The 21,382-nt window shown below is 50.9% G+C and carries 25 protein-coding genes; 16 read left to right on the top strand and 9 right to left on the bottom strand.

Annotated elements, in window-relative coordinates; genetic code table 11:
• Positions 1 to 26: 26 nt before the first annotated feature.
• Both OGY67_RS06075 and OGY67_RS06080 read right to left on the bottom strand, forming a co-directional pair.
• Complete coding sequence (locus tag OGY67_RS06075; RefSeq protein WP_048214269.1) at positions 27 to 923, bottom strand: aldo/keto reductase; 897 nt, start codon at positions 921 to 923, stop codon at positions 27 to 29.
• 49 nt (positions 924 to 972) lie between these two features.
• Entirely contained in the window at positions 973 to 1,212 is a 240-nt protein-coding gene (locus tag OGY67_RS06080; RefSeq protein ID WP_003832768.1) for a DUF1289 domain-containing protein, read from the bottom strand.
• A 101-nt stretch (positions 1,213 to 1,313) separates the two neighbouring features.
• Here OGY67_RS06080 and OGY67_RS06085 point away from each other — a divergent pair, with 101 nt between their 5' ends.
• From OGY67_RS06085 to rnt, 4 genes are all read left to right on the top strand, one after another.
• Positions 1,314 to 1,913, top strand: a complete 600-nt coding sequence (locus OGY67_RS06085) for a TetR/AcrR family transcriptional regulator (RefSeq protein WP_003832766.1) — start codon at positions 1,314 to 1,316, stop codon at positions 1,911 to 1,913.
• 54 nt (positions 1,914 to 1,967) lie between these two features.
• Entirely contained in the window at positions 1,968 to 3,065 is a 1,098-nt protein-coding gene (locus OGY67_RS06090) for an alkene reductase (RefSeq protein WP_032943320.1), read from the top strand.
• Positions 3,066 to 3,162: 97 nt separating this feature from the next.
• Positions 3,163 to 3,570 carry a lactoylglutathione lyase gene (gloA, locus tag OGY67_RS06095; RefSeq protein WP_003832762.1) on the top strand — a complete coding sequence of 136 codons (408 nt, stop codon included), beginning with the start codon at positions 3,163 to 3,165 and terminating at the stop codon, positions 3,568 to 3,570.
• 95 nt (positions 3,571 to 3,665) lie between these two features.
• Complete coding sequence (gene rnt, locus OGY67_RS06100; protein WP_003029200.1) at positions 3,666 to 4,313, top strand: ribonuclease T; 648 nt, start codon at positions 3,666 to 3,668, stop codon at positions 4,311 to 4,313.
• A gap of 53 nt (positions 4,314 to 4,366) precedes the next feature.
• Here the strand turns inward: rnt and grxD are convergent, their stop codons facing one another.
• The gene (gene grxD / locus OGY67_RS06105; RefSeq protein ID WP_003832760.1) at positions 4,367 to 4,714 is read right to left on the bottom strand and encodes a monothiol glutaredoxin 4; all 348 of its coding nucleotides are present in this window, start codon (positions 4,712 to 4,714) and stop codon (positions 4,367 to 4,369) included.
• Positions 4,715 to 5,048: 334 nt separating this feature from the next.
• Between grxD and OGY67_RS06110 the strand changes: the two genes are divergently transcribed.
• Both OGY67_RS06110 and sodB read left to right on the top strand, forming a co-directional pair.
• Positions 5,049 to 5,879, top strand: a complete 831-nt coding sequence (locus tag OGY67_RS06110; protein ID WP_003832759.1) for a C40 family peptidase — start codon at positions 5,049 to 5,051, stop codon at positions 5,877 to 5,879.
• A 127-nt stretch (positions 5,880 to 6,006) separates the two neighbouring features.
• Positions 6,007 to 6,588, top strand: coding sequence for a superoxide dismutase [Fe] (sodB, locus tag OGY67_RS06115; RefSeq protein ID WP_003029205.1), 582 nt, complete (start codon positions 6,007 to 6,009; stop codon positions 6,586 to 6,588).
• A gap of 39 nt (positions 6,589 to 6,627) precedes the next feature.
• Here the strand turns inward: sodB and OGY67_RS06120 are convergent, their stop codons facing one another.
• Together OGY67_RS06120 and cydH are read right to left on the bottom strand one after the other, a co-directional pair.
• A complete protein-coding gene (locus tag OGY67_RS06120; protein ID WP_008784665.1) occupies positions 6,628 to 7,797 on the bottom strand; it encodes an MFS transporter in 1,170 nt (389 codons plus the stop codon).
• 175 nt (positions 7,798 to 7,972) lie between these two features.
• Complete coding sequence (cydH, locus tag OGY67_RS06125; protein ID WP_003029209.1) at positions 7,973 to 8,062, bottom strand: cytochrome bd-I accessory subunit CydH; 90 nt, start codon at positions 8,060 to 8,062, stop codon at positions 7,973 to 7,975.
• A gap of 297 nt (positions 8,063 to 8,359) precedes the next feature.
• Here cydH and purR point away from each other — a divergent pair, with 297 nt between their 5' ends.
• A complete protein-coding gene (gene purR, locus OGY67_RS06130) occupies positions 8,360 to 9,385 on the top strand; it encodes an HTH-type transcriptional repressor PurR (RefSeq protein ID WP_003832757.1) in 1,026 nt (341 codons plus the stop codon).
• Here purR and punR read toward each other — a convergent pair.
• Positions 9,382 to 10,314, bottom strand: a complete 933-nt coding sequence (gene punR, locus OGY67_RS06135) for a DNA-binding transcriptional activator PunR (RefSeq protein WP_003029215.1) — start codon at positions 10,312 to 10,314, stop codon at positions 9,382 to 9,384. The genes purR and punR overlap by 4 nt on opposite strands.
• 112 nt (positions 10,315 to 10,426) lie before the next feature.
• On the opposite strand from punR, the gene punC reads away from it, so the two are divergent.
• Together punC and cfa are read left to right on the top strand one after the other, a co-directional pair.
• Positions 10,427 to 11,632 (top strand): purine nucleoside transporter PunC, encoded by a 1,206-nt coding sequence (gene punC, locus OGY67_RS06140; RefSeq protein WP_032943314.1) that lies wholly within the window; start codon positions 10,427 to 10,429, stop codon positions 11,630 to 11,632.
• Between the two features lie 290 nt (positions 11,633 to 11,922).
• The gene (gene cfa, locus OGY67_RS06145) at positions 11,923 to 13,071 is read left to right on the top strand and encodes a cyclopropane fatty acyl phospholipid synthase (RefSeq protein WP_234095857.1); all 1,149 of its coding nucleotides are present in this window, start codon (positions 11,923 to 11,925) and stop codon (positions 13,069 to 13,071) included.
• A 41-nt stretch (positions 13,072 to 13,112) separates the two neighbouring features.
• Here the strand turns inward: cfa and OGY67_RS06150 are convergent, their stop codons facing one another.
• Entirely contained in the window at positions 13,113 to 13,760 is a 648-nt protein-coding gene (locus tag OGY67_RS06150; protein ID WP_003832752.1) for a riboflavin synthase, read from the bottom strand.
• Positions 13,761 to 13,977: 217 nt separating this feature from the next.
• Here OGY67_RS06150 and mdtK point away from each other — a divergent pair, with 217 nt between their 5' ends.
• Positions 13,978 to 15,351 carry a multidrug efflux MATE transporter MdtK gene (mdtK, locus tag OGY67_RS06155; protein WP_008784661.1) on the top strand — a complete coding sequence of 458 codons (1,374 nt, stop codon included), beginning with the start codon at positions 13,978 to 13,980 and terminating at the stop codon, positions 15,349 to 15,351.
• Between the two features lie 37 nt (positions 15,352 to 15,388).
• Here the strand turns inward: mdtK and OGY67_RS06160 are convergent, their stop codons facing one another.
• The gene (locus OGY67_RS06160; RefSeq protein WP_286573775.1) at positions 15,389 to 16,087 is read right to left on the bottom strand and encodes an RluA family pseudouridine synthase; all 699 of its coding nucleotides are present in this window, start codon (positions 16,085 to 16,087) and stop codon (positions 15,389 to 15,391) included.
• A gap of 129 nt (positions 16,088 to 16,216) precedes the next feature.
• Here OGY67_RS06160 and OGY67_RS06165 point away from each other — a divergent pair, with 129 nt between their 5' ends.
• The 5 genes from OGY67_RS06165 (at position 16,217) to OGY67_RS06185 (ending at position 19,759) form a co-directional block, all read left to right on the top strand.
• A complete protein-coding gene (locus OGY67_RS06165) occupies positions 16,217 to 17,008 on the top strand; it encodes a PhzF family phenazine biosynthesis protein (RefSeq protein ID WP_286573776.1) in 792 nt (263 codons plus the stop codon).
• Positions 17,009 to 17,044: 36 nt separating this feature from the next.
• Positions 17,045 to 17,353 carry a monooxygenase gene (locus tag OGY67_RS06170; protein WP_057067232.1) on the top strand — a complete coding sequence of 103 codons (309 nt, stop codon included), beginning with the start codon at positions 17,045 to 17,047 and terminating at the stop codon, positions 17,351 to 17,353.
• 245 nt (positions 17,354 to 17,598) lie between these two features.
• Positions 17,599 to 17,994 (top strand): RidA family protein, encoded by a 396-nt coding sequence (locus tag OGY67_RS06175; protein WP_286573777.1) that lies wholly within the window; start codon positions 17,599 to 17,601, stop codon positions 17,992 to 17,994.
• Between the two features lie 27 nt (positions 17,995 to 18,021).
• On the top strand, positions 18,022 to 18,990 hold the full coding sequence (locus tag OGY67_RS06180) for a threo-3-hydroxy-L-aspartate ammonia-lyase (RefSeq protein WP_100272521.1): 969 nt from the start codon (positions 18,022 to 18,024) through the stop codon (positions 18,988 to 18,990).
• Between the two features lie 127 nt (positions 18,991 to 19,117).
• A complete protein-coding gene (locus tag OGY67_RS06185; protein WP_048235444.1) occupies positions 19,118 to 19,759 on the top strand; it encodes a helix-turn-helix transcriptional regulator in 642 nt (213 codons plus the stop codon).
• A 43-nt stretch (positions 19,760 to 19,802) separates the two neighbouring features.
• Here the strand turns inward: OGY67_RS06185 and OGY67_RS06190 are convergent, their stop codons facing one another.
• Positions 19,803 to 20,384 (bottom strand): nuclear transport factor 2 family protein, encoded by a 582-nt coding sequence (locus OGY67_RS06190; RefSeq protein WP_286573778.1) that lies wholly within the window; start codon positions 20,382 to 20,384, stop codon positions 19,803 to 19,805.
• Between the two features lie 494 nt (positions 20,385 to 20,878).
• Between OGY67_RS06190 and OGY67_RS06195 the strand changes: the two genes are divergently transcribed.
• Entirely contained in the window at positions 20,879 to 21,373 is a 495-nt protein-coding gene (locus tag OGY67_RS06195) for a putative pterin-binding protein (protein ID WP_286573779.1), read from the top strand.
• Positions 21,374 to 21,382: the final 9 nt, after the last annotated feature.

The raw sequence follows: 21,382 nt of genomic DNA on the forward strand, positions 1-21,382 counted from the left end.
TGAACGGAGATGCGCCAAAAACGCGATTAGGGTACGTCGTAACCCAGCGCCGCTTTACGAATGCGGAACCATTGCTGGCGAGACATGTTCAGCGACTCAGACTCAATGGCAGCACGTACACGCTCTATTTTTCCTGAGCCAATAATCGGCAGCGGCTGAGACGGCAGACGTAAAATCCAGGCGTATACCACCTGCTCAATAGATTGCGCATTCAACTCTTCTGCGATCACGGCAAGCTCATTACGTAAAGGCTGGAAAGCATCATCATTAAACAGGCGACCACCGCCGAGACAGGACCAGGCCATCGGGCGAATGCGCAGCTGTTGCAGTTGATCTAAAGTACCATCCAACAGGAGCGGCTGATGTACTGGTGAAATTTCTACCTGGTTGGTCGCCAGAGTAAACGGCAGACGCGATTGCAGCAATGAGAACTGTGCCGGGGTGAAGTTGGAGACGCCAAAGTGACGCACTTTGCCACTATGGTGCAATTTTTTAAAAGCGTCGGCGACATCGTCAGCATCCATAAGCGGATCGGGACGGTGGATCAGCAGCAGATCAATATGATCGGTCGCCAGCAGCTTCAGCGACTCTTCCGCACTGGCAATAATATGTGCACTGTCGGTGATGTAGTGGCCCAGCGCATTTTCCGCGCGCGCCGTCGTCGCGATCCCGCATTTGGTCACAATCTGCATTTTTTCACGCAAATGCGGAGCCAGTTTCATTGCCTCACCAAACGCCGCTTCACACTGGTATCCACCGTAAATATCGGCGTGATCGACGGTGGTCACGCCAAGATCCAGATGCTCTTCAATAAAGCTGACTAGCTGGCGCGCGGACATATTCCAGTCCATCAGGCGCCAGTACCCCATCACAAAGCGAGAAAATTCCGGGCCTTGCGGCGCAATAGTAATACGCTGAACCATAGCAGCTTCCTTTTAAGTGAATGTGTCTCGAGTATACGCAATTACGCTTTTAAAAGAGTGAAGGTTGTTGCGGTTCTTCCGAAGGGTTGGCTTTGTTTGCACGTAATTTACGCATCAGGCGCTGACGACAAAGCCGCAGCACTTCCTGCTTTTGGGTATCGCTCATCTTTTGCCAGTTAAAACGCTCATCCCGACTGCGAAAACAGCCACGGCAAAAGCCGCGTTCGTCAGACTGACATATTCCACGGCATGGGCTCTGGACGGGGAAAAACTCCAGCTGTTCGGCCACATCCCCTCCTTTAATAAGATTGATATACCTATTGAAGACGTTAACTGAATTTCTCGCAAGCGCTATTGCATTAGACCGACTGGTCTATTACACTCCTTCCCATGAACAAAATCACTGAACACGATACACGCGAACATCTGCTGGCGACTGGCGAACTGCTGTGTATGCAGCGCGGCTTCACCGGCATGGGGTTAAGCGAACTACTGAAAACCGCTGAAGTACCCAAAGGTTCGTTTTATCATTACTTTCGCTCTAAAGAAGCGTTCGGTGTCGCGATGCTGGAACGCCACTATGCGGCCTATCATCGGCGACTGGCTACGCACTTTGATACGGGAGCGGGAAACTACCGCGATCGAATTCTGGCCTACTATCAGGAAACCCTGAACCAGTTTAGCCAGCACGGCATTATTAGCGGCTGTTTAACTGTAAAACTGTCTGCCGAAGTGTGCGATCTGTCAGAAGATATGCGCACAGCGATGGATAAAGGCGCGCGGCACATTATTGTGCTGTTAGCGCAGGCGCTGGAGAAAGGTCAGGCCAGCCATTGTCTGTCTTTTGTTGGCGAGCCATTACAGCAGGCGCAGGTACTGTATGCGCTGTGGCTTGGCGCCAACCTGCAGGCCAAGATTTCTCGTAGCGCCACTCCGCTGGAAAATGCGCTGGCGCACGTTAAAAACATCATCACAACGCCTGCCGTTTAACAGGCGTTTTTATTTTCTTTATTACTAGACGACCGGTCTATTCAGGAGTGCCACATGTCATCTGAAAAACTGTTTTCCCCACTGAAAGTGGGTGCCATTACGGCAGCAAACCGCGTATTTATGGCGCCACTGACGCGTCTGCGCAGTATTGAGCCTGGCGACATCCCTACTCCGCTGATGGCCGAGTATTACCGTCAACGCGCCAGCGCGGGTCTTATCATCAGCGAAGCGACGCAGATTTCCGCACAGGCGAAAGGCTATGCCGGAGCACCCGGCTTACACAGCGAAGCGCAAATTGCCGCATGGAAGAAAATCACTGCTGCCGTACACGCTGAGCAAGGTCATATTGCTGTCCAGTTGTGGCACACTGGACGCATTTCTCACGCCAGTCTGCAGCCAAACGGTCAAGCTCCAGTTGCACCTTCCGCGATTAGCGCTGGAACCCGCACCTCGCTGCGCGATGAAAACGGCCTGGCAACGCGTGCCGATACCTCAATGCCGCGTGCGCTGGAAACCGAAGAGATTCCGGGCATCGTTAATGACTTCCGTCAGGCGATAGCCAATGCGCGCGAAGCGGGTTTCGATATGGTTGAACTGCACTCTGCCCACGGCTACCTGCTGCACCAGTTCCTGTCGCCAACGTCTAACCAGCGCACCGATCAATACGGTGGCAGCGTCGAAAATCGTGCGCGTCTGGTGCTGGAAGTGGTTGACGCCGGTATTAAAGAATGGGGTGCCGATCGCATTGGTATTCGCGTCTCCCCGATTGGCACTTTCCAGAACGTAGACAATGGTCCAAACGAAGAAGCCGATGCGCTGTATCTGATTGAACAATTGGGCAAGCGTGGAATCGCTTACCTGCACATGTCTGAGCCGGACTGGGCCGGTGGCGAGCCGTATTCCGATGCGTTCCGCGAAAAAGTTCGCGCGCGCTTCCACGGCCCTATCATTGGTGCTGGTGCTTACACCCCAGAAAAAGCAGAAGCGCTGATCGAGAAAGGTCTGATCGACGCCGTTGCTTTTGGTCGCGCCTATATTGCTAACCCGGATCTGGTGGCGCGTCTGCAACGCAAAGCAGAACTGAATCCGCAACGTGCCGAGAGCTTCTACGGCGGCGGCGCGGAAGGTTACACCGACTATCCTACCCTCTAACGTCACAATCTCCGTTCTGCCATTGATAGCGGCGTAACAACGCCGCTATACTAAAACAACATTTTGAATGTATTAGCCATTTTCGAAGGGGAAAAAGATGCGTTTACTCCATACCATGCTGCGCGTGGGTGACCTGCAGCGTTCTATCGAGTTTTATACCAACGTGCTGGGCATGAAGCTGCTGCGTACCAGCGAAAACCCTGAATACAAGTACTCTCTGGCTTTTGTCGGCTACGGTCCTGAAACCAGTGAAGCAGTAATCGAACTGACCTATAACTGGGGTGTCGACAAGTATGATCTGGGTACTGCCTATGGCCATATCGCCCTGAGCGTAGACAACGCGGCTGAAGCCTGTGAACGTATTCGCCAGAATGGCGGTAACGTAACGCGTGAAGCTGGTCCAGTAAAAGGCGGCACCACAGTGATTGCGTTCGTTGAAGATCCGGACGGCTACAAAATTGAGCTGATCGAAGAGAAAGACGCCGGGCGCGGCCTGGGCGATTAATCTCCCCCTCGGGCGCAGATCGTCTGTGCCCATAGTTTTATACTCATCATTTTGCCATAATACGCGCTGCAATTTTCCCGTATTAAGAGACCCAGATGTCCGATAACGCTCAACTTTCCGGTCTGTGTGACCGTTTTCGTGGTTTTTATCCTGTCGTCATTGATGTCGAAACCGCAGGGTTCAATGCCAAAACCGATGCGCTGCTTGAGATTGCCGCCATCACACTGAAAATGGATGAACAAGGCTGGCTGATGCCGGACACGACGTTACATTTCCACGTAGAGCCGTTTGAAGGTGCCAATTTGCAACCGGAAGCGCTCGCCTTTAACGGTATTGACCCTAACAATCCGCTACGCGGTGCGGTCAGCGAATATGATGCTCTGCATGCCATCTTCAAAATGGTGCGTAAAGGCATTAAAGACAGCGGCTGCAATCGGGCAATCATGGTGGCGCATAACGCTACGTTCGACCACAGTTTCATGATGGCTGCAGCAGAACGCGCCTCGCTCAAACGTAATCCGTTCCACCCATTTGTAACCTTTGATACGGCAGCATTAAGCGGTCTGTCTCTGGGGCAGACTGTGTTGTCAAAAGCGTGCCTGGCGGCGGGAATGGAGTTTGACGGGAATCAGGCGCACTCGGCGCTGTATGACACCGAACGTACGGCCGTGCTGTTTTGCGAAATCGTTAACCGCTGGAAACGTCTCGGCGGTTGGCCTCTTCCCGTGCCTGAAGAAGCGTAACGGCGACATAAAAAAAGCGACCATTTCAGGTCGCTTTTTTACTTCTGCTGGTATTACTCAGCGTCCGGCTCTTCGGTTTTGTATTTCGCTGCTGTTTCTTTAATCAGCTGCTGCAACTCACCGCGCTGGTACATTTCGATCAGAATGTCACAACCGCCAACCAGCTCACCATCAACCCACAGCTGTGGGAAAGTTGGCCAGTTTGCGTATTTCGGCAGTTCGGCGCGAATATCCGGGTTCTGCAGAATATCAACATAAGCAAAGCGTTCACCACAGGCTGACAGCGCCTGCACAGCCTGTGCGGAGAAACCGCAGCTTGGCAGTTTAGGGGAACCTTTCATGTACAGGAGAATCGGGTTTTCAGCGATCTGGCGCTGGATTTTTTCGATAGTGGTGCTCATTATCTTGCTTCCTTAAACTTCTTTTACGGCAGTAGTCTGACATTGTAACGGGTCAGACAGGCAACGGAAAATAACATTTTCATTACGCGTTATTATTTTATCCCCTGACGCTAAAAGTTGCATTCACAATCTCACTTATCCCCTTCAAACATGTGGATTTGATTATCTGTTCACCAATTCTATCTCTATTTGCTGTTTTTTTTTGCGGTCGGTTACGAAACGCAGTTTTAAACTAAAAAAGCTATTAACTTTCCCTCTTTCTATAGATTAGAATCGTCAAGTTTTGAAAATCACACGCAGGCACGATAGACCTGCCTTACCAGAGGACTGCTCAGTGGCGCGGATAAACCGAATCTCGATCACGCTCTGTGCTTTACTTTTTACTACACTGCCCTTTACGCCTATGGCTCATGCTTCCAAGCAGGCCAGGACGACACCTACCAATTCTCACACCATCAAAACGGTAGATAAAAAGAAAAGCGCAACAACCAGCCAAAAAACAACAAAGACCAGTAAGAAAACGGCGACAAAAACCACCAGCAAAACCAGCACCAAAACCGCTTCCTCTTCTAAAAAACGCACTGCCACTCCGGCAAAGTCGACTAAAACTGCAAATCGCCGTGGTAAAACTGCCGCAGCACAAACCGCAGCCGTTACCTGGACGGAAAAATGCACACCGCGCAAAGGTCATAAACCACGCTGCGTGAAGGTGAAAACCACTGCACCGACTACGCTTGCTGATGCACATAAAGTGAAAGTGCAGAAAGCGACTAAAACCGCTATGTCTACCTTGATGAACCAAATCGGCAAACCTTATCGTTGGGGCGGCTCCTCGCCAAGAACCGGGTTTGACTGCAGCGGTCTGGTTTATTACGCCTATAAAGATCTGGTGAAGTTCCGCATTCCGCGTACCGCGAATGAAATGTACCATCTGCGTGATGCCGCACCAATTGAACGTGGCGAACTGAAAAATGGTGATCTGGTATTCTTTCGTACCCAGGGTCGCGGAACAGCCGATCACGTCGGCGTCTACGTCGGCAACGGTAAGTTTATTCAGTCACCGCGCAGCGGGCAGGAAATTCAAATCACCTCTCTGAGCGAAGATTACTGGCAGCGCCACTATGTGGGCGCTCGTCGGGTAATGACGCCAAAAACAATTCGCTAAAAACTTACCCTACAGAACATGCTGTAGGGTAAGTTCTTCTTTTGCATAACCTTTCAATTTGCTACCCTATCCTTACTCACAATGAGGCTATTGTGTGTACTCAATATAAATAATAAGGAGAGAAGCAATGTCGTTTGAATTACCTGCATTACCGTATGCCAAAGATGCTCTGGCACCGCACATTTCTGCCGAAACGCTGGAATATCACTATGGCAAACACCATCAAACCTACGTGACCAATCTGAACAATCTGATTAAAGGCACGGCGTTTGAAGGCAAATCACTGGAAGAGATCGTTCGTAGCTCTGAAGGCGGTGTATTCAATAACGCAGCACAAGTATGGAACCACACGTTCTACTGGAACTGCCTGGCACCGAACGCCGGTGGCGAACCAACCGGTAAACTGGCTGATGCAATTGCCGCCTCCTTTGGCAGCTTTGCAGATTTCAAAGCGCAATTCACCGATGCCGCTATCAAAAACTTCGGTTCTGGCTGGACCTGGCTGGTTAAAGGAACGGATGGCAAACTGGCTATCGTCTCCACCTCCAACGCAGGTACTCCGCTGACCACCGACGCGACGCCGCTGATGACCGTTGACGTATGGGAACACGCCTACTACATCGATTATCGCAATGCCCGTCCTGGCTACCTGGAACATTTCTGGGCGCTGGTGAACTGGGAATTTGTTGCGAAGAACTTCGCAGCATAAAAAAGATAACGCAGAAGGACTTCCTTCTGCGTTTTTGCATTAATTCGCGGTAGTGAAAGCCTCTTCAGGCTGTCTTCTTGCGGAAATGAACACCAGCAGCAGCGCAAGACCCGCCACAATCGCCCCCATCACCGGTACAAAACTGTAGCCCAGGCCGCCAGATATTACCGCCCCACCGGCCGCAGCCCCCAGAGCGTTCCCCAGATTAAACGCGCCAATATTGACTGACGATGATAATCCAGGTGCTTCGCTGGCAACGCGCATCACACGCATCTGCAACGGTGGAACGACCGCAAACGTCGCCGCGCCCCAGACCACCATACTGACCGCCGCTCCCAGCTCATTACGCGCAAGGAAAGGAATGGCCAGCATAATAACCATCAGCAGCAGTAAAAAGCCTTTCAGCGTACCGTTGACTGAACGGTCAGCCAGTTTGCCGCCAAAATAGTTACCGATCGAGAAGCCAACGCCTATCAACACCAGCATCCCGGTAACAAATGCCGGTGTAGCATGAGTGATAGTATGCAGAACCGGCGAGATGTAGGTATAAAGCGTGAACATTGCCCCAGCACCCAGTACGGTAGTCAGTAACGCCGACAGCACCTGCGGGCGCATAAGTACCGCCAGTTCGCTACGGACATCCGGGCGCTCTCCTGCTCCACCCTTGGGTAATGAGAAGAACAGGCTGACCATCGCAATGACACCCAGCCCCGCAGTGGCCATAAACGACATGCGCCAGCCGATGGTTTCACCAAGCCAGGTCGCCGCCGGAACGCCGCCAATATTGGCGATGGTTAACCCCATAAACATCGTTGCCACAGCGCTGGCCTGCTTATGTTTGGGTACCACACTGGCTGCAACCACAGAACCGAGACCAAAAAAGGCCCCATGGTTAAGACTGGTCAAAATACGCGATAGCATCAGCGTGGTGTAATCCGGTGAGATAGCCGAAAGCACATTACCCAGCGTGAAAATCGCCATCAGGAATATCAAAGCATTACGTCGCGCACGATGAGACAGCAGCAATGTCATCAGCGGTGCACCTACCATCACACCTACCGCATAAGCGCTGATCAGCATGCCAGCCGCCGGAATCGAGACGTCCACACCTTTAGCAATGACGGGCAATAACCCCATTGGCGAAAACTCGGTGGTGCCAATACCAAACGCCCCGATTGCCAGCGCCAGTAAAGGGTAATTGATTTTCATATTTCGACTCCGTTTCGTCGAGCCGTGGCACGACATAAAATAAGAGTCAAAAGCATGACATTGATCGCAAAATTAATAAAGTTAACAAAACTGCAAAAGACTTTTGCTTATTCGCAAACAATAGAGGGGAAAAACGAGTCGAAGGGATGAGGGAGAGCTAACTCCCTCGGGGAAATCAATGCAGCGCTGCGGTCAGACCACCCGCGACGATCAAACCCAGAACAATAATGGTAGTCACTAACGAAAATTTCAGATCGGTGCTCATCAAGTTTTCTCCTTTTTATTCCCACACAAAAAGTGATATTGCGCATTTTTACACACTTGAAAGCAAAAATCTCTCACGATTTATATTGATAACTGCTTTTAACTCTTCCCCTTTTCGTTAAGATCAGACAAAATTCCACGCTTACTTGATTAGCGTACCGGCCATTGACCCCTTCCTGACGTTCCGTGTCGTTTTCCCGGCGTGCCGCAACCCTTACGTTGCGATAAGGGTGTGTAAAGGCAAACGTTTACCTGGAGTATTCTCAGGAGCTTAGGATATGGTCTGGAGTGAGATGTAATGGCAACAATTAAAGATGTAGCGAAGCGAGCAAACGTTTCCACTACAACCGTATCACACGTAATTAACAAGACGCGCTTTGTCGCGGAAGAAACACGTAATGCTGTCTGGGCAGCAATCAAAGAACTGCACTATTCTCCGAGCGCAGTTGCCCGCAGCCTGAAGGTAAATCACACCAAGTCTATCGGCTTGCTGGCGACCAGCAGCGAAGCGGCCTATTTCGCCGAAATTATCGAAGCCGTTGAGAAAAACTGTTTCCAGAAAGGCTATACCCTGATCCTGGGTAACGCATGGAACAGTCTCGAAAAACAGCAGGCTTATCTGTCGATGATGGCGCAAAAGCGCGTTGATGGTCTGCTGGTGATGTGTTCTGAGTATCCGGAGTCGCTGCTTTCGATGCTCGAAGAGTATCGCCATATCCCGATGGTCGTCATGGACTGGGGCGAAGCAAAAGCCGACTTTACCGATACGGTCATTGATAACGCCTTCGAAGGCGGTTACATGGCGGGCCGGTATCTGGTAGAACGCGGTCATCGTGAGATTGGCGTGATCCCTGGCCCAATGGAACGTAACACCGGGGCCGGGCGTCTGGCTGGCTTTATGAAAGCGATGGAAGAAGCGCTGATTAAAGTGCCTGAAAACTGGATTGTTCAGGGCGATTTCGAGCCTGAATCCGGCTATCGCGCCATGCAGCAAATTCTGTCGCAGTCACATCGTCCGACCGCTGTCTTCTGCGGTGGCGATATTATGGCAATGGGTGCGCTGTGCGCCGCTGACGAAATGGGGCTGCGCGTACCGCAGGATGTCTCACTCATCGGCTACGACAACGTGCGCAACGCCCGCTTCTTCACGCCAGCCTTGACGACCATTCACCAGCCGAAGGATTCACTGGGTGAAACGGCCTTCAACATGCTGTTAGACCGTATCGTGAATAAACGTGAAGAGTCACAGTCTATCGAGGTGCATCCGCGCCTGGTTGAGCGTCGCTCCGTTGCCGACGGTCCGTTCCGCGATTACCGCCGTTAAGCCTGTTGTGCGGGAGTCTCATCTGGCTCCCGCAGCCATTCCTTGTTCAACGTTTCACTATCCCCTAAATAGTCCAGCAGCCAACTCAATGCCGGTGACGTATCGTTCTGCTGCCATGTCAGACAGCATGCGGCATCAGGAAAGGGGTTCTCCAGTTGCAGCGCAACCCATTTACCACTATCGATCCACGGCTTGGCAAAATGCGTCGGTACCATGCCCACACACAATCCCGCGGACAAACAGGTCGCAGAAGATTCCCAGTCCGGCACGACGACGCGCTTTTGGTTGTCCAGCAGCCAGGTAATACGCTTCGGCAATGTTCGGGAGGTATCTTCGCGCACCAGTGACGGCCAGTTGCGCAACGTGTCATCACTTAACGGTCCAGGCATTGACGCCAGTGGGTGATGACTGGCTACCACGCAGCTCCAGCTCAGCATTCCCATATCGCGGAAGGTATAGCGCCCCCCGACCGGAATGGCCTGTGTGGCCCCGATGGCCAGCTCCACACGCCCATCAGACAGTGCGTCCCACACGCCGTTAAACACTTCCTGAAAAACTAACAACTCCACATCATCAAAGTGACGGTAGAAATCCACGATCATCTGTCGGGTACGATCCGGGCGGACAATGTTATCGACGGCGATCGCCAGCTGTCCGCGCCAGCCGTTGGCAATTTGCTGACATTGCTGGCGCGTGATCTGCATTTTTTTGATAACAGAGCGGCCTTCTTTTAAAAACCATGCCCCGGCAGGCGTTAATTCCACATCCCGATGGCGTCGCTCAAAAAGTGGCACCGCTAGCCATTCTTCCAGCTGGCGTACGGTGTAGCTTACTGCCGAAGGTACACGGTGCAGCTCCTGCGCGGCCGAACTAAAACTGCCGTTACGCGCAACCGCATCAACCACTTCAAGTGAATATTCCGACCACATATTCTGCCTGCAAAAAATTTGAAATCAGTAAGCAAATATTAGCGTTTCACAGCGAGAATTACACTCACTACACTCAGCGGCATTGTTCTACTGCTAAAAAAGAGAAATGATGATGCAACCTGGGAAAGGGTTTTTAGTCTGGCTGGCAGGTCTTAGCGTGCTCGGTTTTCTGGCAACGGATATGTATCTACCCGCCTTTGCTGCTATTCAGTCCGATCTGCAAACACCTGCATCTGCCGTCAGCGCCAGCCTGAGCTTGTTCTTAGCCGGTTTTGCCGTCGCGCAACTTTTGTGGGGGCCACTTTCCGACCACTACGGTCGCAAACCTATTTTGCTACTGGGTTTATCTATCTTTGCACTGGGCAGTCTGGGCATGCTGTGGGTTGAAAACGCCACTGGTCTGCTGGTACTGCGATTTGTTCAGGCCGTTGGCGTCTGTGCGGCATCGGTTATCTGGCAAGCGCTGGTGACCGATTATTATCCTTCACAAAAAGTAAACCGCATCTTTGCCACTATTATGCCGCTGGTCGGGTTATCTCCTGCACTCGCCCCGCTTTTAGGCAGTTGGATCCTGGTACATTTTTCCTGGCAGGCCATTTTTGCAACTCTGTTTGCCATTACTCTGATTCTGATGCTTCCGGCTCTGCGTCTAAAGCCAACGGCTAAAGCGCGCGATGACAGCCAGGATAAACTGACTTTCGCCACCTTGCTGCGCTCGAAAACTTACCGTGGAAACGTGCTGATTTATGCCGCCTGTTCCGCGAGCTTTTTCGCATGGCTGACGGGTTCCCCGTTCATCCTAAGCGAAATGGGTTATAGCCCAGCGGTAATTGGTCTGAGCTATGTTCCGCAAACTATCGCCTTCTTAATTGGTGGTTACGGCTGTCGTGCAGCGCTGCAAAAATGGCAGGGTCGTCAGCTGCTGCCCTGGTTACTCATTCTGTATGCCTTCAGCGTTGTAGGCACCTGGGCGACCGGCTTTATTCATCATGTTGCATTGGCTGAAATCCTGATCCCATTCTGCGTTATGGCGATTGCGAACGGCGCAATCTACCCTATCGTTGTCGCGCAGGCATTACGCCCTTTCCCACAGGCCACTGGACGCGCAGCCGCATTGCAGAATACGCTGCAACTGGGTTTATGCTTCCTGGCAAGCCTTGTCGTTTCCTGGTTGATTGCCACCCCACTGCTCACCACCACCAGCGTTATGCTGACAACAGTATTGCTGGCTGCTGTGGGTTACAAAATGCAGTCGCAGAAAACTGACGCCCCGCAAACAGATGATCGTGCGCAAGTTGCCCACGGAGAGTCGCACTAATAATGGTTGCGGGCATTTAGTTAGCCCGCTAACAATTATTGGTTGAATCGTCAAAAATTCAGGCATATACTGATTTTCAGTTGTTAAAAAAACGATAATTTTAATGCGTTAACGGGGACAAGAACGTTCCCGTTTTACCACGGATGGCCTTTTCGGCAAGGGTTTCTCCCTTCCTCTGTTCTACGTCGGATTATAGATTCGCGGATTAATTCCGTGAGATTTCTCACAAAGCCCAAAAAAGCGTCTACGCTGTTTTAAGGTTCTGATCACCGACCAGTGATGGAGAAGCTATGAGTTCATCATGTTTAGAAGACGTCAGCGTACCGGATGATGACTGGTACCGCATTACCAATGAATTATTGAGCCGTGCAGGCATTGCCATTAATGGCCCTGCACCGGCTGATATTCGAGTAAAGAACCCCGATTTTTTCAAACGCGTATTGCAGGAAGGATCGTTAGGGTTGGGTGAAAGTTATATGGATGGCTGGTGGGAATGCGACCGGCTGGACATGTTTTTTAGTAAAGTCTTGCGTGCCGGTCTTGAAAACCAACTCCCCCGCCACTTTAAAGATACGCTACGTATCGCCACTGCTCGCCTGTTCAATTTACAGACCAAAAAACGTGCGTGGATGGTCGGCAAAGAACATTACGATTTGGGCAACGATCTCTTTACCCGCATGCTTGACCCCTATATGCAGTATTCCTGCGCCTACTGGAAAGATGCCAACACTCTGGAATCTGCCCAGCAGGCGAAGCTCAAAATGATTGCTGAAAAATTGCAACTGAAGCCAGGAATGCGGGTGCTTGATATTGGCTGTGGCTGGGGTGGTTTATCCCAGTTTATGGCATCGCAATATGGCGTGAGCGTGGTGGGTGTGACCATTTCGGCAGAACAGCAGAAAATGGCACAGGAACGTTGCGCTGGGCTGGATGTCACTATTTTGCTGCAGGATTATCGCGACCTGAACGACAAATTCGACCGCATTGTCTCCGTCGGCATGTTTGAACATGTTGGACCGAAGAACTACGCCACCTATTTTGAGGTGGTCGATCGTAATTTAAAACCGGATGGTCTCTTTTTACTGCATAGCATCGGCTCCAAAAAGACCGACAATAACGTTGATCCGTGGATCAATAAGTATATCTTCCCAAACGGGTGTTTGCCGTCAGTTCGCCAGATTGCCAACGCCAGCGAACCGCATTTTGTGATGGAAGACTGGCATAATTTTGGCGCGGATTACGACACGACGCTGATGGCATGGCACGAGCGTTTCATGAGTTCCTGGCCTGAAATCGCCGATAACTATACCGAACGTTTCAAGCGGATGTTCAGCTATTATCTGAACGCCTGCGCCGGGGCGTTTCGTGCTCGAGATATTCAGCTATGGCAGGTGGTCTTTTCCCGCGGTGTTGAACACGGCCTGCGCGTTCCCCGCTAATCGTTTTCGCCCCCGTAGCAACGGGGGCTTTACTCTCAGGCTTAGGCTCCCGCTTCGCCCGTTATGTTGCTGATGGCGCTTTCACGCGCCGCCAGGACACGCTCAACGGTATCAACCACCGCCTGCGTTTGGGGATCGATTTCGATATTAACCCGTGCGCCCAGCTTTTTCTTGCCAAGCGTCGTACGCTCCAGCGTTTCCGGAATCAAATGCACACAGAAACGCGTCGGCGTCACTTCACCGACCGTCAGACTGATACCGTCAATACCAATAAATCCTTTGTACAGGATATATTTCATCAGCGACGGATCCTGGACTTTAAACCACACCTGACGGTTATTCTCCGAGGTCAGAATTTTCGACACTTCGGCAGTGGTCATAATATGGCCCGACATTAAATGTCCGCCAATCTCATCACTGAATTTTGCCGCACGTTCAACGTTAACCAAATCTCCGACCTTCAGATCGCCCAGGTTGGTGATACGCAGCGTTTCTTTCATCAGGTCGAAGCTTATCTGGTTACCGTTAATTTCGGTGACCGTCAGGCAGCATCCATTGTGGGCAACCGATGCGCCGGTCTCCAGCGCATCCAGCATATATTCAGGCAACTCCACAACATGCGTACGAAAATTCGGTTTTTCATCAATGGACACCAATTTTGCAGTGCCCTGCACAATACCCGTAAACATACTTCCTACTCCTGAACTCAATTAAGACATCTCTGCACAGCACAATAGCAGGTGGAAATTCAGGTTGCCAGCAATGCGCCACCAGCGCCTGTTTTTTCACTGGAGAATTACGTATTCCTCGCTACAATAGACTGAAATTTCCCCTGCTTTTTCTCCTTGCTGCCATATAAGGCGGCTTTTTTAGTCTCTCAAATAACAACAATATAGTGGTGTACACGTGCAAAAGTATGTAAGTGAAGCGCGTCAGTTATTAGCTCTGGCAATTCCGGTGATTCTTGCGCAAATCGCTCAAACCGCAATGGGATTCGTTGATACCGTCATGGCGGGCGGATACAGCGCGACGGATATGGCGGCAGTCGCCATTGGTACGTCCATCTGGCTACCGGCCATTCTGTTTGGTCACGGACTACTGCTGGCGTTGACGCCGGTAATTGCGCAACTCAATGGTTCCGGACGCCGCGACCGTATCGCCCATCAAATACGTCAGGGATTCTGGCTGGCGGGCAGCGTCTCCGTACTGATTATGGTTGTGCTATGGAACGCGGGGTACATTATTCGCTCCATGCATAACATCGACCCGGCGCTGGCAGATAAAGCCGTTGGCTACCTGCGTGCCCTGCTGTGGGGCGCACCGGGTTATCTGTTCTTCCAGGTAGCCCGTAACCAGTGCGAAGGATTAGCCAAGACTAAACCGGCGATGGTGATGGGATTTCTCGGCCTGCTGGTGAACATTCCGGTTAACTATGTTTTCATCTATGGGCATTTAGGCATGCCGGAACTGGGTGGCGTGGGTTGTGGTGTGGCAACAGCAGCGGTTTACTGGGTGATGTTTATCGCCATGCTCTCTTACATCAAACGTGCGCGTTCAATGCGAGATATCCGTAATGAGCGTGGTTTCCAGAAACCTGACACCGCAGTAATGAAGCGTCTGGTACAGCTGGGTTTACCTATCGCGCTGGCGTTATTTTTCGAAGTGACGTTGTTTGCGGTGGTCGCGCTGCTGGTTTCTCCACTGGGGATTGTCGACGTAGCCGGACACCAAATCGCACTGAACTTCAGCTCGTTAATGTTCGTCCTGCCAATGTCTCTGGCTGCCGCCGTCACCATTCGTGTCGGTTATCGTCTGGGCCAGGGTTCCACGCTGGATGCGCAAACCGCAGCCAGAACGGGTCTGGGTGTTGGTGTGTGCATGGCGGTCGTAACAGCGATTTTCACCGTGACATTCCGCGAGCATATTGCCCTGCTCTATAACAATAACCCGGAAGTTGTCGCCCTGGCGGCTCAGCTCATGTTACTGGCCGCTGTGTATCAAATTTCGGACTCTATCCAGGTTATTGGCAGCGGGATCCTGCGTGGTTATAAAGATACGCGTTCCATTTTCTTTATTACCTTTACGGCATACTGGGTGCTGGGCCTGCCGAGCGGTTATATTCTGGCGCTTACCGATCTGGTAGTTGACCGGATGGGACCGGCGGGATTCTGGATGGGCTTTATTATCGGCCTGACCTCTGCGGCGATACTGATGATGCTGCGGATGCGGTTTCTACAACGCCAGCCGTCAGCGGTTATTTTACAACGCGCTGCGCGATAACCTCATAAAAGCCGCCACCAGGCGGCTTTTTTTCGCCTCAAAACGGGCTGGCGTTTTTGGCGTTCATCCACGCTTCACTAATGGGATGCCTGAAATGCAGTTCACTGGCATGCAGCATCAGCCGTGGCGTTTGTTCAGTCCCCGGCAGCAGACGTCCACCGTACAGAGCGCCCCCCAAAATAGGATGTCCCAACTGCTGACAATGGATCCGTAGTTGATGGGTGCGCCCGGTTTCAGGGGTCAGTTGTACCCGCGTCAAGGGGAGCAACGTCCCCTCTTCCTGACGATGATAAAAACGCTCGACAACCTGATAGCGCGAGCGCGCGGGTTTGCCGTTGAGAGCACAAATCGACATCAATGGAAACAGCGCCGGGTCTTTGGCAATTGCGGCGTCGATAACCCCTTCGTCGTTTTCCAGATGCCCGCATAACAGCGCACTGTACACCTTAGTGATCGTCCGCTGGCTGAACTGCTGGCAAAGCGCGGCGTTAATAGCCTTGTTACGAGCGACCACCATCAGCCCAGAGGTGCCGAAATCAAGCCGATGTACCAGCGTGCAGCCAGGGTAAATCTGTACCAGCCGGTGATGTACCGAATCGAGATTCTGCGGATTTTTGCCCGACAGGCTAAGCAACCCGCTGGGTTTATTGATGAGCACCAGATGCTCGTCCTGATAGAGGGTCTCTATCTTGTCATGGCAAGGCGGGGCAATAAAGGTATCGAGGATCGTAGACATCAGGCGGCCAGAATGAGGTGTGGGAACGGATGATAACGAATTTTCACCACAGTGGCGAATCTGAGCATTGACCCAATGGCTGGCATGGTAGAGTGTGATTTATCCTGAGTGCGATGAGAGGGTTACTCTGTGCAACAAATCGATTTTTACATGGTGGATGCCTTTACCACCACGACATTTGGTGGTAATGCCGCAGCAGTCTGTCCGCTCACGGACTGGTTGCCCGATGAAACATTATTAAAGATGGCGCAGCAGCATAACCAGTCAGAAACCGCTTTTTTTGTCGCCAATGAGAATGGCTTTGAGCTGCGTTGGTTTACCACTCAGGGTGAAATTAATCTGTGTGGGCATGCCACGCTTGCCGCCGCGCATGTCATCTTTGAACATCTGGATTACCCGGATACCAAAATCCAATTTGCTACCCGCTTTGTGGGACCGCTGACGGTCACGCGCTGCGGTGAATGGCTGACGCTTGATTTTCCAGCCTGGCAAAGCGAATCTGCCGTGCCGCCCGCTTTACTGCTGGAAACATTAGGCATCACCGAATACAAAGAGATGCGTGTGGCGCGCGATTACATGGTGGTGCTGGAAAATCAACAGCAGGTTGAGGCTGTGCGCCCAAACATCCACGCCATGCTTCCGCTGGGGAAAATGGTGTGCATCACCGCGCCGGGTGACGGGGAATACGATTTTGTCAGCCGTTTCTTCTGCCCGGGCGAAGCCGTCGCGGAAGACCCGGTCACAGGCTCGGCACATAGCATGCTGATCCCTTACTGGGCTGGAAAACTGAATAAAACACAGATGCTGGCACGCCAGGTCTCTGAACGCGGCGGGGATTTACGCTGTCAGTTAGCAGGAACGCGTGTATATATCAGTGGGCAGGCGATAACTTACCTGATCGGTAAAGTGCTGTTGCGCTAGCAACCTTACCCAAAATAACCAATCCATGGAGGATTTATGTCGAACAAACTCGTGCAGATACACTTTGATTTTCATGGTCCGTTTGGGGCTGAGATGTCGAATCAGCTCGTTGAACTGGCCGAATCAATCAACCAGGAGCCGGGGTTCATCTGGAAAATCTGGACCGAGAACGAAGCAAATCACGAAGCGGGAGGCATCTACCTGTTCCAGGACGAAGACACCGCTCAGGCCTATATCAAAAAGCATACCGCCCGCCTGAAGCACCTGGGTGTGGAGGAAGTAACGTTCAAAATCTTCGATATCAATGAACCGCTAAGTAAAATTAACCACGGTCATATCAGCTAAACTTTTGGCTTAGACGCCCCCTCCCGGGGCGTTTCTTCATTTCCCCCTGCTTTCCCCTTTCAACAGCGATATCCCCGTCACCGCTCCAGGACAGTGATTTAGCCTGGGCCACGTTTGCAGTAGTTCACAAAATCAGCGTTAGCGAAAACTATCGCTGGCCGAACGCACTATGAAGGAGTATAAAATAATACAAACAGTATTATTTTATACAAAATGAATCACAAACGGCGACTGGAGATTCTCATATGACCGCGGACATTACACTGAACTCATCTGCTGGAAGCTTCCCGCCAGCAGGTCATTACTCGCACAGTACAACGGCTGGCGGATTCGTCTTCATTTCCGGGCAATTGCCGGTCACTTTCGACGGCGAGAAAAAAGCGGAGGCCTCTTTTGAAGATCAAACCCGGCTGGTACTCAAGAATATTGATGCTTGTCTGGCTGGTGCTGGGGCATCACGTCAGCATCTGGTGTCTGTTCGCGTCTATGTGACGGATATGAACCAGTGGCCGACGTTTAACAAAATCTATGGAGAGTGGATCGGTGATTTCCGTCCATCCCGTGCAGTAGCAGGTGTTGCGGAACTTCATTATGGTTTTGCGCTGGAAGTTGAAGCTATTGCGTTGGTCCCGCAAGCGTGACGTTTAACAACATACAGGTGAACAACAATGACTGAAATGACACTGCCTGATTATAACGATGTTGCCGCTGCGGCAGAGCGCATCGCAGATTATGCCAACAAAACGCCGGTGATGACCTCCCGAACGGTAAATGAAGAATTTGGCGCGGAAGTCTTCTTTAAGTGCGAAAACTTCCAGAGAATGGGCGCCTTCAAATTTCGCGGCGCTATGAATGCGCTACGCCAGTTCACGCCACAACAACGCGCTGCGGGCGTCGTGACGTTTTCTTCCGGCAACCATGCACAGGCCATTGCCCTGTCGGCAAAGTTGTTGGGTATTCCAGCAACAATTATCATGCCGCATGATGCCCCGGCGGCCAAAGTTGCGGCGACGAAAGGCTATGGCGGAAAAGTGGTAACTTACGATCGCTATACTGAAGATCGTGAAAAAATTGGTCGGGACCTGGCGGAGAAACAGGGGTTAACGCTGATCCCCCCTTACGACCATCCGCACGTGATCGCAGGCCAGGGCACCGCCACAAAAGAGCTAATTGAAGAAGTGGGTCAGTTAGACGCCCTTTTCGTGTGTCTGGGCGGTGGCGGCCTGCTCTCAGGATCCGCCCTGGCGGCCAGACATCTGTCTCCTGACTGCATCATCTATGGTGTCGAACCTGAGGCGGGTAACGATGGTCAACAGTCGTTCCGAAGTGGAAAAATAGTTCATATCGATACGCCCAAAACCATTGCTGACGGTGCTCAGACTCAACATCTCGGGAACTATACGTTTCAGATTATCCAGCAAAACGTGAACGATATTCTGACTGTTTCAGACGCTGAGTTAGTTGCCTCAATGAAATTTATCGCTGAACGCATGAAAATCGTCGTAGAGCCGACCGGGTGTCTGGGTTTTGCTGCCGCCAGAGCGCGTAAAGCTGAGCTTCGCGGCAAGAAAATCGGCATTATCATCAGCGGCGGAAATGTGGATATCAGTCGCTACAGTGAATTTCTGGCCGGATGATAAACAGGGTATCTGCCATGCAGATACCCTACTTTTACTGTCTGTACACTCCCGTCTGGAAAAACGCTCCCAGGTCACTGTAAACTGCTCGCAATCATGGCAACAGACATCACCGCAGGAGACTGGCATGCCAAAAACCGACAATAACTCGCTTCTCAGCCAAATTGATACTATCGCCAGGGGATTGAGTGAGACCTTCTCTCCGTTTTGCGAAGTGGTGGTTCATGACCTCAAAAATCCTGATCATGCCATTTTGTCCATCCATAATAATCTTTCCGGACGTCAACCCGGCCAGCCAGCAACCGAGCTTGGTCTGGCGAGAATCGCATCACCTGACTTTCCCAGCATCATTGCGAACTACAGTAATCAGTTTGCCGATGGCCGCCCGGTGAAAAGTACATCGATTGGCATCAAGGACGAAGACGGCAAATACGTAGCGGCACTTTGCCTGAATGTCGATATGACGCTGTTCCGTGGTATGCAGAGTGCTCTTGCGCGTTTTACTGAAACTGAAAATTCCCCCATTAAGGAACATATCGATCCCGGCAGTAATGAAGTCATCCGCCAGCGTATTGATGACTTTGCCGCTAAACGCGCGACGACGGCCCGAGCCCTTAAACCTCAAGACCGTAAGCTGCTGATTCAACAATTACGCCAGGACGGTTTGCTGAACGTACGCAAATCTATGGATACGGTTGCACAGCATCTGGGCGTATCGAGGGCCACCGCCTATCTGTATGCCCGCCAGTCAGCTCAGGCGGGTGAATAAGCTGGCAAGCGAGGATAGCGCCAGCAAGGCCTATCCGTCTGGGTCAGGCTGCCAGCCAGCGCTTACCTTCTGCCTTCATGTTCGCTTCCAATTCGCTGCCTCGCGTTGCAAAAACGCGCCCAAGAGGAAATCCACTCTGTTCCAGTAAATAAGCCAGCGCGGCATATTCCCGCGGATACTTCGTCACAATAGCCTGATCAATAGCGACCGGGCCTAACGGAAAAGTGAATAGACCAAAGTCATATATCGTCTGGCGATGAAACAATTTCCACTGACCTTCTCTTTTTTCTGCCATATCGTAAAAACGGTTATGGCATTCACAGCCAATGTTCAGTTTGGTATTCTCGCCAATGATCATTGCGTTTGTTTCAAGGAGAGCTTTGTCCCCTGCTTCATTAAAGGACACAGCAGGAGAAGTAATAATATGTTTAGTCCTGAAATCAGATGCCCCCATTCTCATTGAGCCATTCACAAAGTCACTTCCCAGCCCTTCAAACCATGTTATTTCAATCGTGCCATCAGGGTGGAACAGTTCACGCAACTGCTCCCATTCGCCCAGATCGCGGTGCATCCAGCCATTGATAAGGTCATTAAGTTGCTGTCGATCCTGTAGTTGATTTTGCATGTTGTGAACTCCTGATAATTAACTGTTTTTGTGTCACTGAATTCAGTTTGGCTACAGATGAAGTTAAACACAAATAGAGTAGGTGCTGGTTTGGGTGTCCGTACTTGCCCGCCGGTGATACAAAACGATTGCTACGCCACATGCAAAGTGATCCCGCGGTTGGTCAAATATTCGATTGATTCAACAAAGCGACCCGCCGTAAAAACAACGATACACGGTAGCAGCACAAAAAAATAAACCTTTATGTTCGTGTGTATTTTTTAACGTTTACAGTGAGATTGTTTTTTGTACAAATCGAATAAAATTAAGTATCTTCGAATAACAGCATCGACATTGCTTAATAAACTTTTAAAATCGAAGAACTCTAACCCATTGATTCTAATGATTTAAAATATGAATAAATTAATTGCATCAATAATAGTTAGGCGTCATATATAAATAACATGATATCTAAATTATAATTCTTTTACATCCGGTAGATTGGTGAGGTTAGAATGCGGTTAATAGTCATGTTGTTTAGCTTTGTGGTCTCCACCCAACTCTGGGCGGGTGAGCTTGCCCAACCTGCCGGTAAAATCCTTTTAACAATGTCCGGTAATATTGAAAATACAAATGAAGACGGGAAAGCCGTTTTTGATACCGCCAGTCTCGAGAAACTGGGCATGGTCAGTTTCCAGACCACCTCGCCTTGGTATAATGGACGCACTACTTTTACGGGTATTCCACTGCAAAAGCTCATGGATTATGTTGGGGCGAACGGTTCCGTTGTCAAAATCACTGCGCTCAATGACTACACCACCGTTATCCCTCTCAGCGACTTCAAGAAATACAATGCCATCCTTGCCTTAAAAATCAACGGAGAATATATGCGCATCCGTGATAAAGGCCCATTATTTATTGTGTATCCCTATGACAGCCTGCCAGAACTGAATAACCAGATTTATTATTCAAGATCAGCATGGCAGGTCAGTAAAATGGATATTGAGTAGGAGTTCAGA

Origin of the sequence: Citrobacter sp. Cpo015 (assembly GCF_030333035.1) — a bacterium.
GTDB classification, from domain to species: Bacteria; Pseudomonadota; Gammaproteobacteria; order Enterobacterales; family Enterobacteriaceae; genus Citrobacter; species Citrobacter portucalensis.

Coding starts and splice junctions, on each gene's coding strand:
- OGY67_RS06075 (WP_048214269.1), bottom strand. CDS start 923: ATGGTTCAGCGTATTACTATTGCGCCGCAAGGCCCGGAATTTTCTCGC.
- OGY67_RS06085 (WP_003832766.1), top strand. CDS start 1,314: ATGAACAAAATCACTGAACACGATACACGCGAACATCTGCTGGCGACT.
- OGY67_RS06090 (WP_032943320.1), top strand. CDS start 1,968: ATGTCATCTGAAAAACTGTTTTCCCCACTGAAAGTGGGTGCCATTACG.
- gloA (WP_003832762.1), top strand. CDS start 3,163: ATGCGTTTACTCCATACCATGCTGCGCGTGGGTGACCTGCAGCGTTCT.
- rnt (WP_003029200.1), top strand. CDS start 3,666: ATGTCCGATAACGCTCAACTTTCCGGTCTGTGTGACCGTTTTCGTGGT.
- grxD (WP_003832760.1), bottom strand. CDS start 4,714: ATGAGCACCACTATCGAAAAAATCCAGCGCCAGATCGCTGAAAACCCG.
- sodB (WP_003029205.1), top strand. CDS start 6,007: ATGTCGTTTGAATTACCTGCATTACCGTATGCCAAAGATGCTCTGGCA.
- OGY67_RS06120 (WP_008784665.1), bottom strand. CDS start 7,797: ATGAAAATCAATTACCCTTTACTGGCGCTGGCAATCGGGGCGTTTGGT.
- cydH (WP_003029209.1), bottom strand. CDS start 8,062: ATGAGCACCGATCTGAAATTTTCGTTAGTGACTACCATTATTGTTCTG.
- purR (WP_003832757.1), top strand. CDS start 8,360: ATGGCAACAATTAAAGATGTAGCGAAGCGAGCAAACGTTTCCACTACA.
- punR (WP_003029215.1), bottom strand. CDS start 10,314: ATGTGGTCGGAATATTCACTTGAAGTGGTTGATGCGGTTGCGCGTAAC.
- punC (WP_032943314.1), top strand. CDS start 10,427: ATGCAACCTGGGAAAGGGTTTTTAGTCTGGCTGGCAGGTCTTAGCGTG.
- cfa (WP_234095857.1), top strand. CDS start 11,923: ATGAGTTCATCATGTTTAGAAGACGTCAGCGTACCGGATGATGACTGG.
- OGY67_RS06150 (WP_003832752.1), bottom strand. CDS start 13,760: ATGTTTACGGGTATTGTGCAGGGCACTGCAAAATTGGTGTCCATTGAT.
- OGY67_RS06160 (WP_286573775.1), bottom strand. CDS start 16,087: ATGTCTACGATCCTCGATACCTTTATTGCCCCGCCTTGCCATGACAAG.
- OGY67_RS06170 (WP_057067232.1), top strand. CDS start 17,045: ATGTCGAACAAACTCGTGCAGATACACTTTGATTTTCATGGTCCGTTT.
- OGY67_RS06175 (WP_286573777.1), top strand. CDS start 17,599: ATGACCGCGGACATTACACTGAACTCATCTGCTGGAAGCTTCCCGCCA.
- OGY67_RS06180 (WP_100272521.1), top strand. CDS start 18,022: ATGACTGAAATGACACTGCCTGATTATAACGATGTTGCCGCTGCGGCA.
- OGY67_RS06185 (WP_048235444.1), top strand. CDS start 19,118: ATGCCAAAAACCGACAATAACTCGCTTCTCAGCCAAATTGATACTATC.
- OGY67_RS06190 (WP_286573778.1), bottom strand. CDS start 20,384: ATGCAAAATCAACTACAGGATCGACAGCAACTTAATGACCTTATCAAT.
- OGY67_RS06195 (WP_286573779.1), top strand. CDS start 20,879: ATGCGGTTAATAGTCATGTTGTTTAGCTTTGTGGTCTCCACCCAACTC.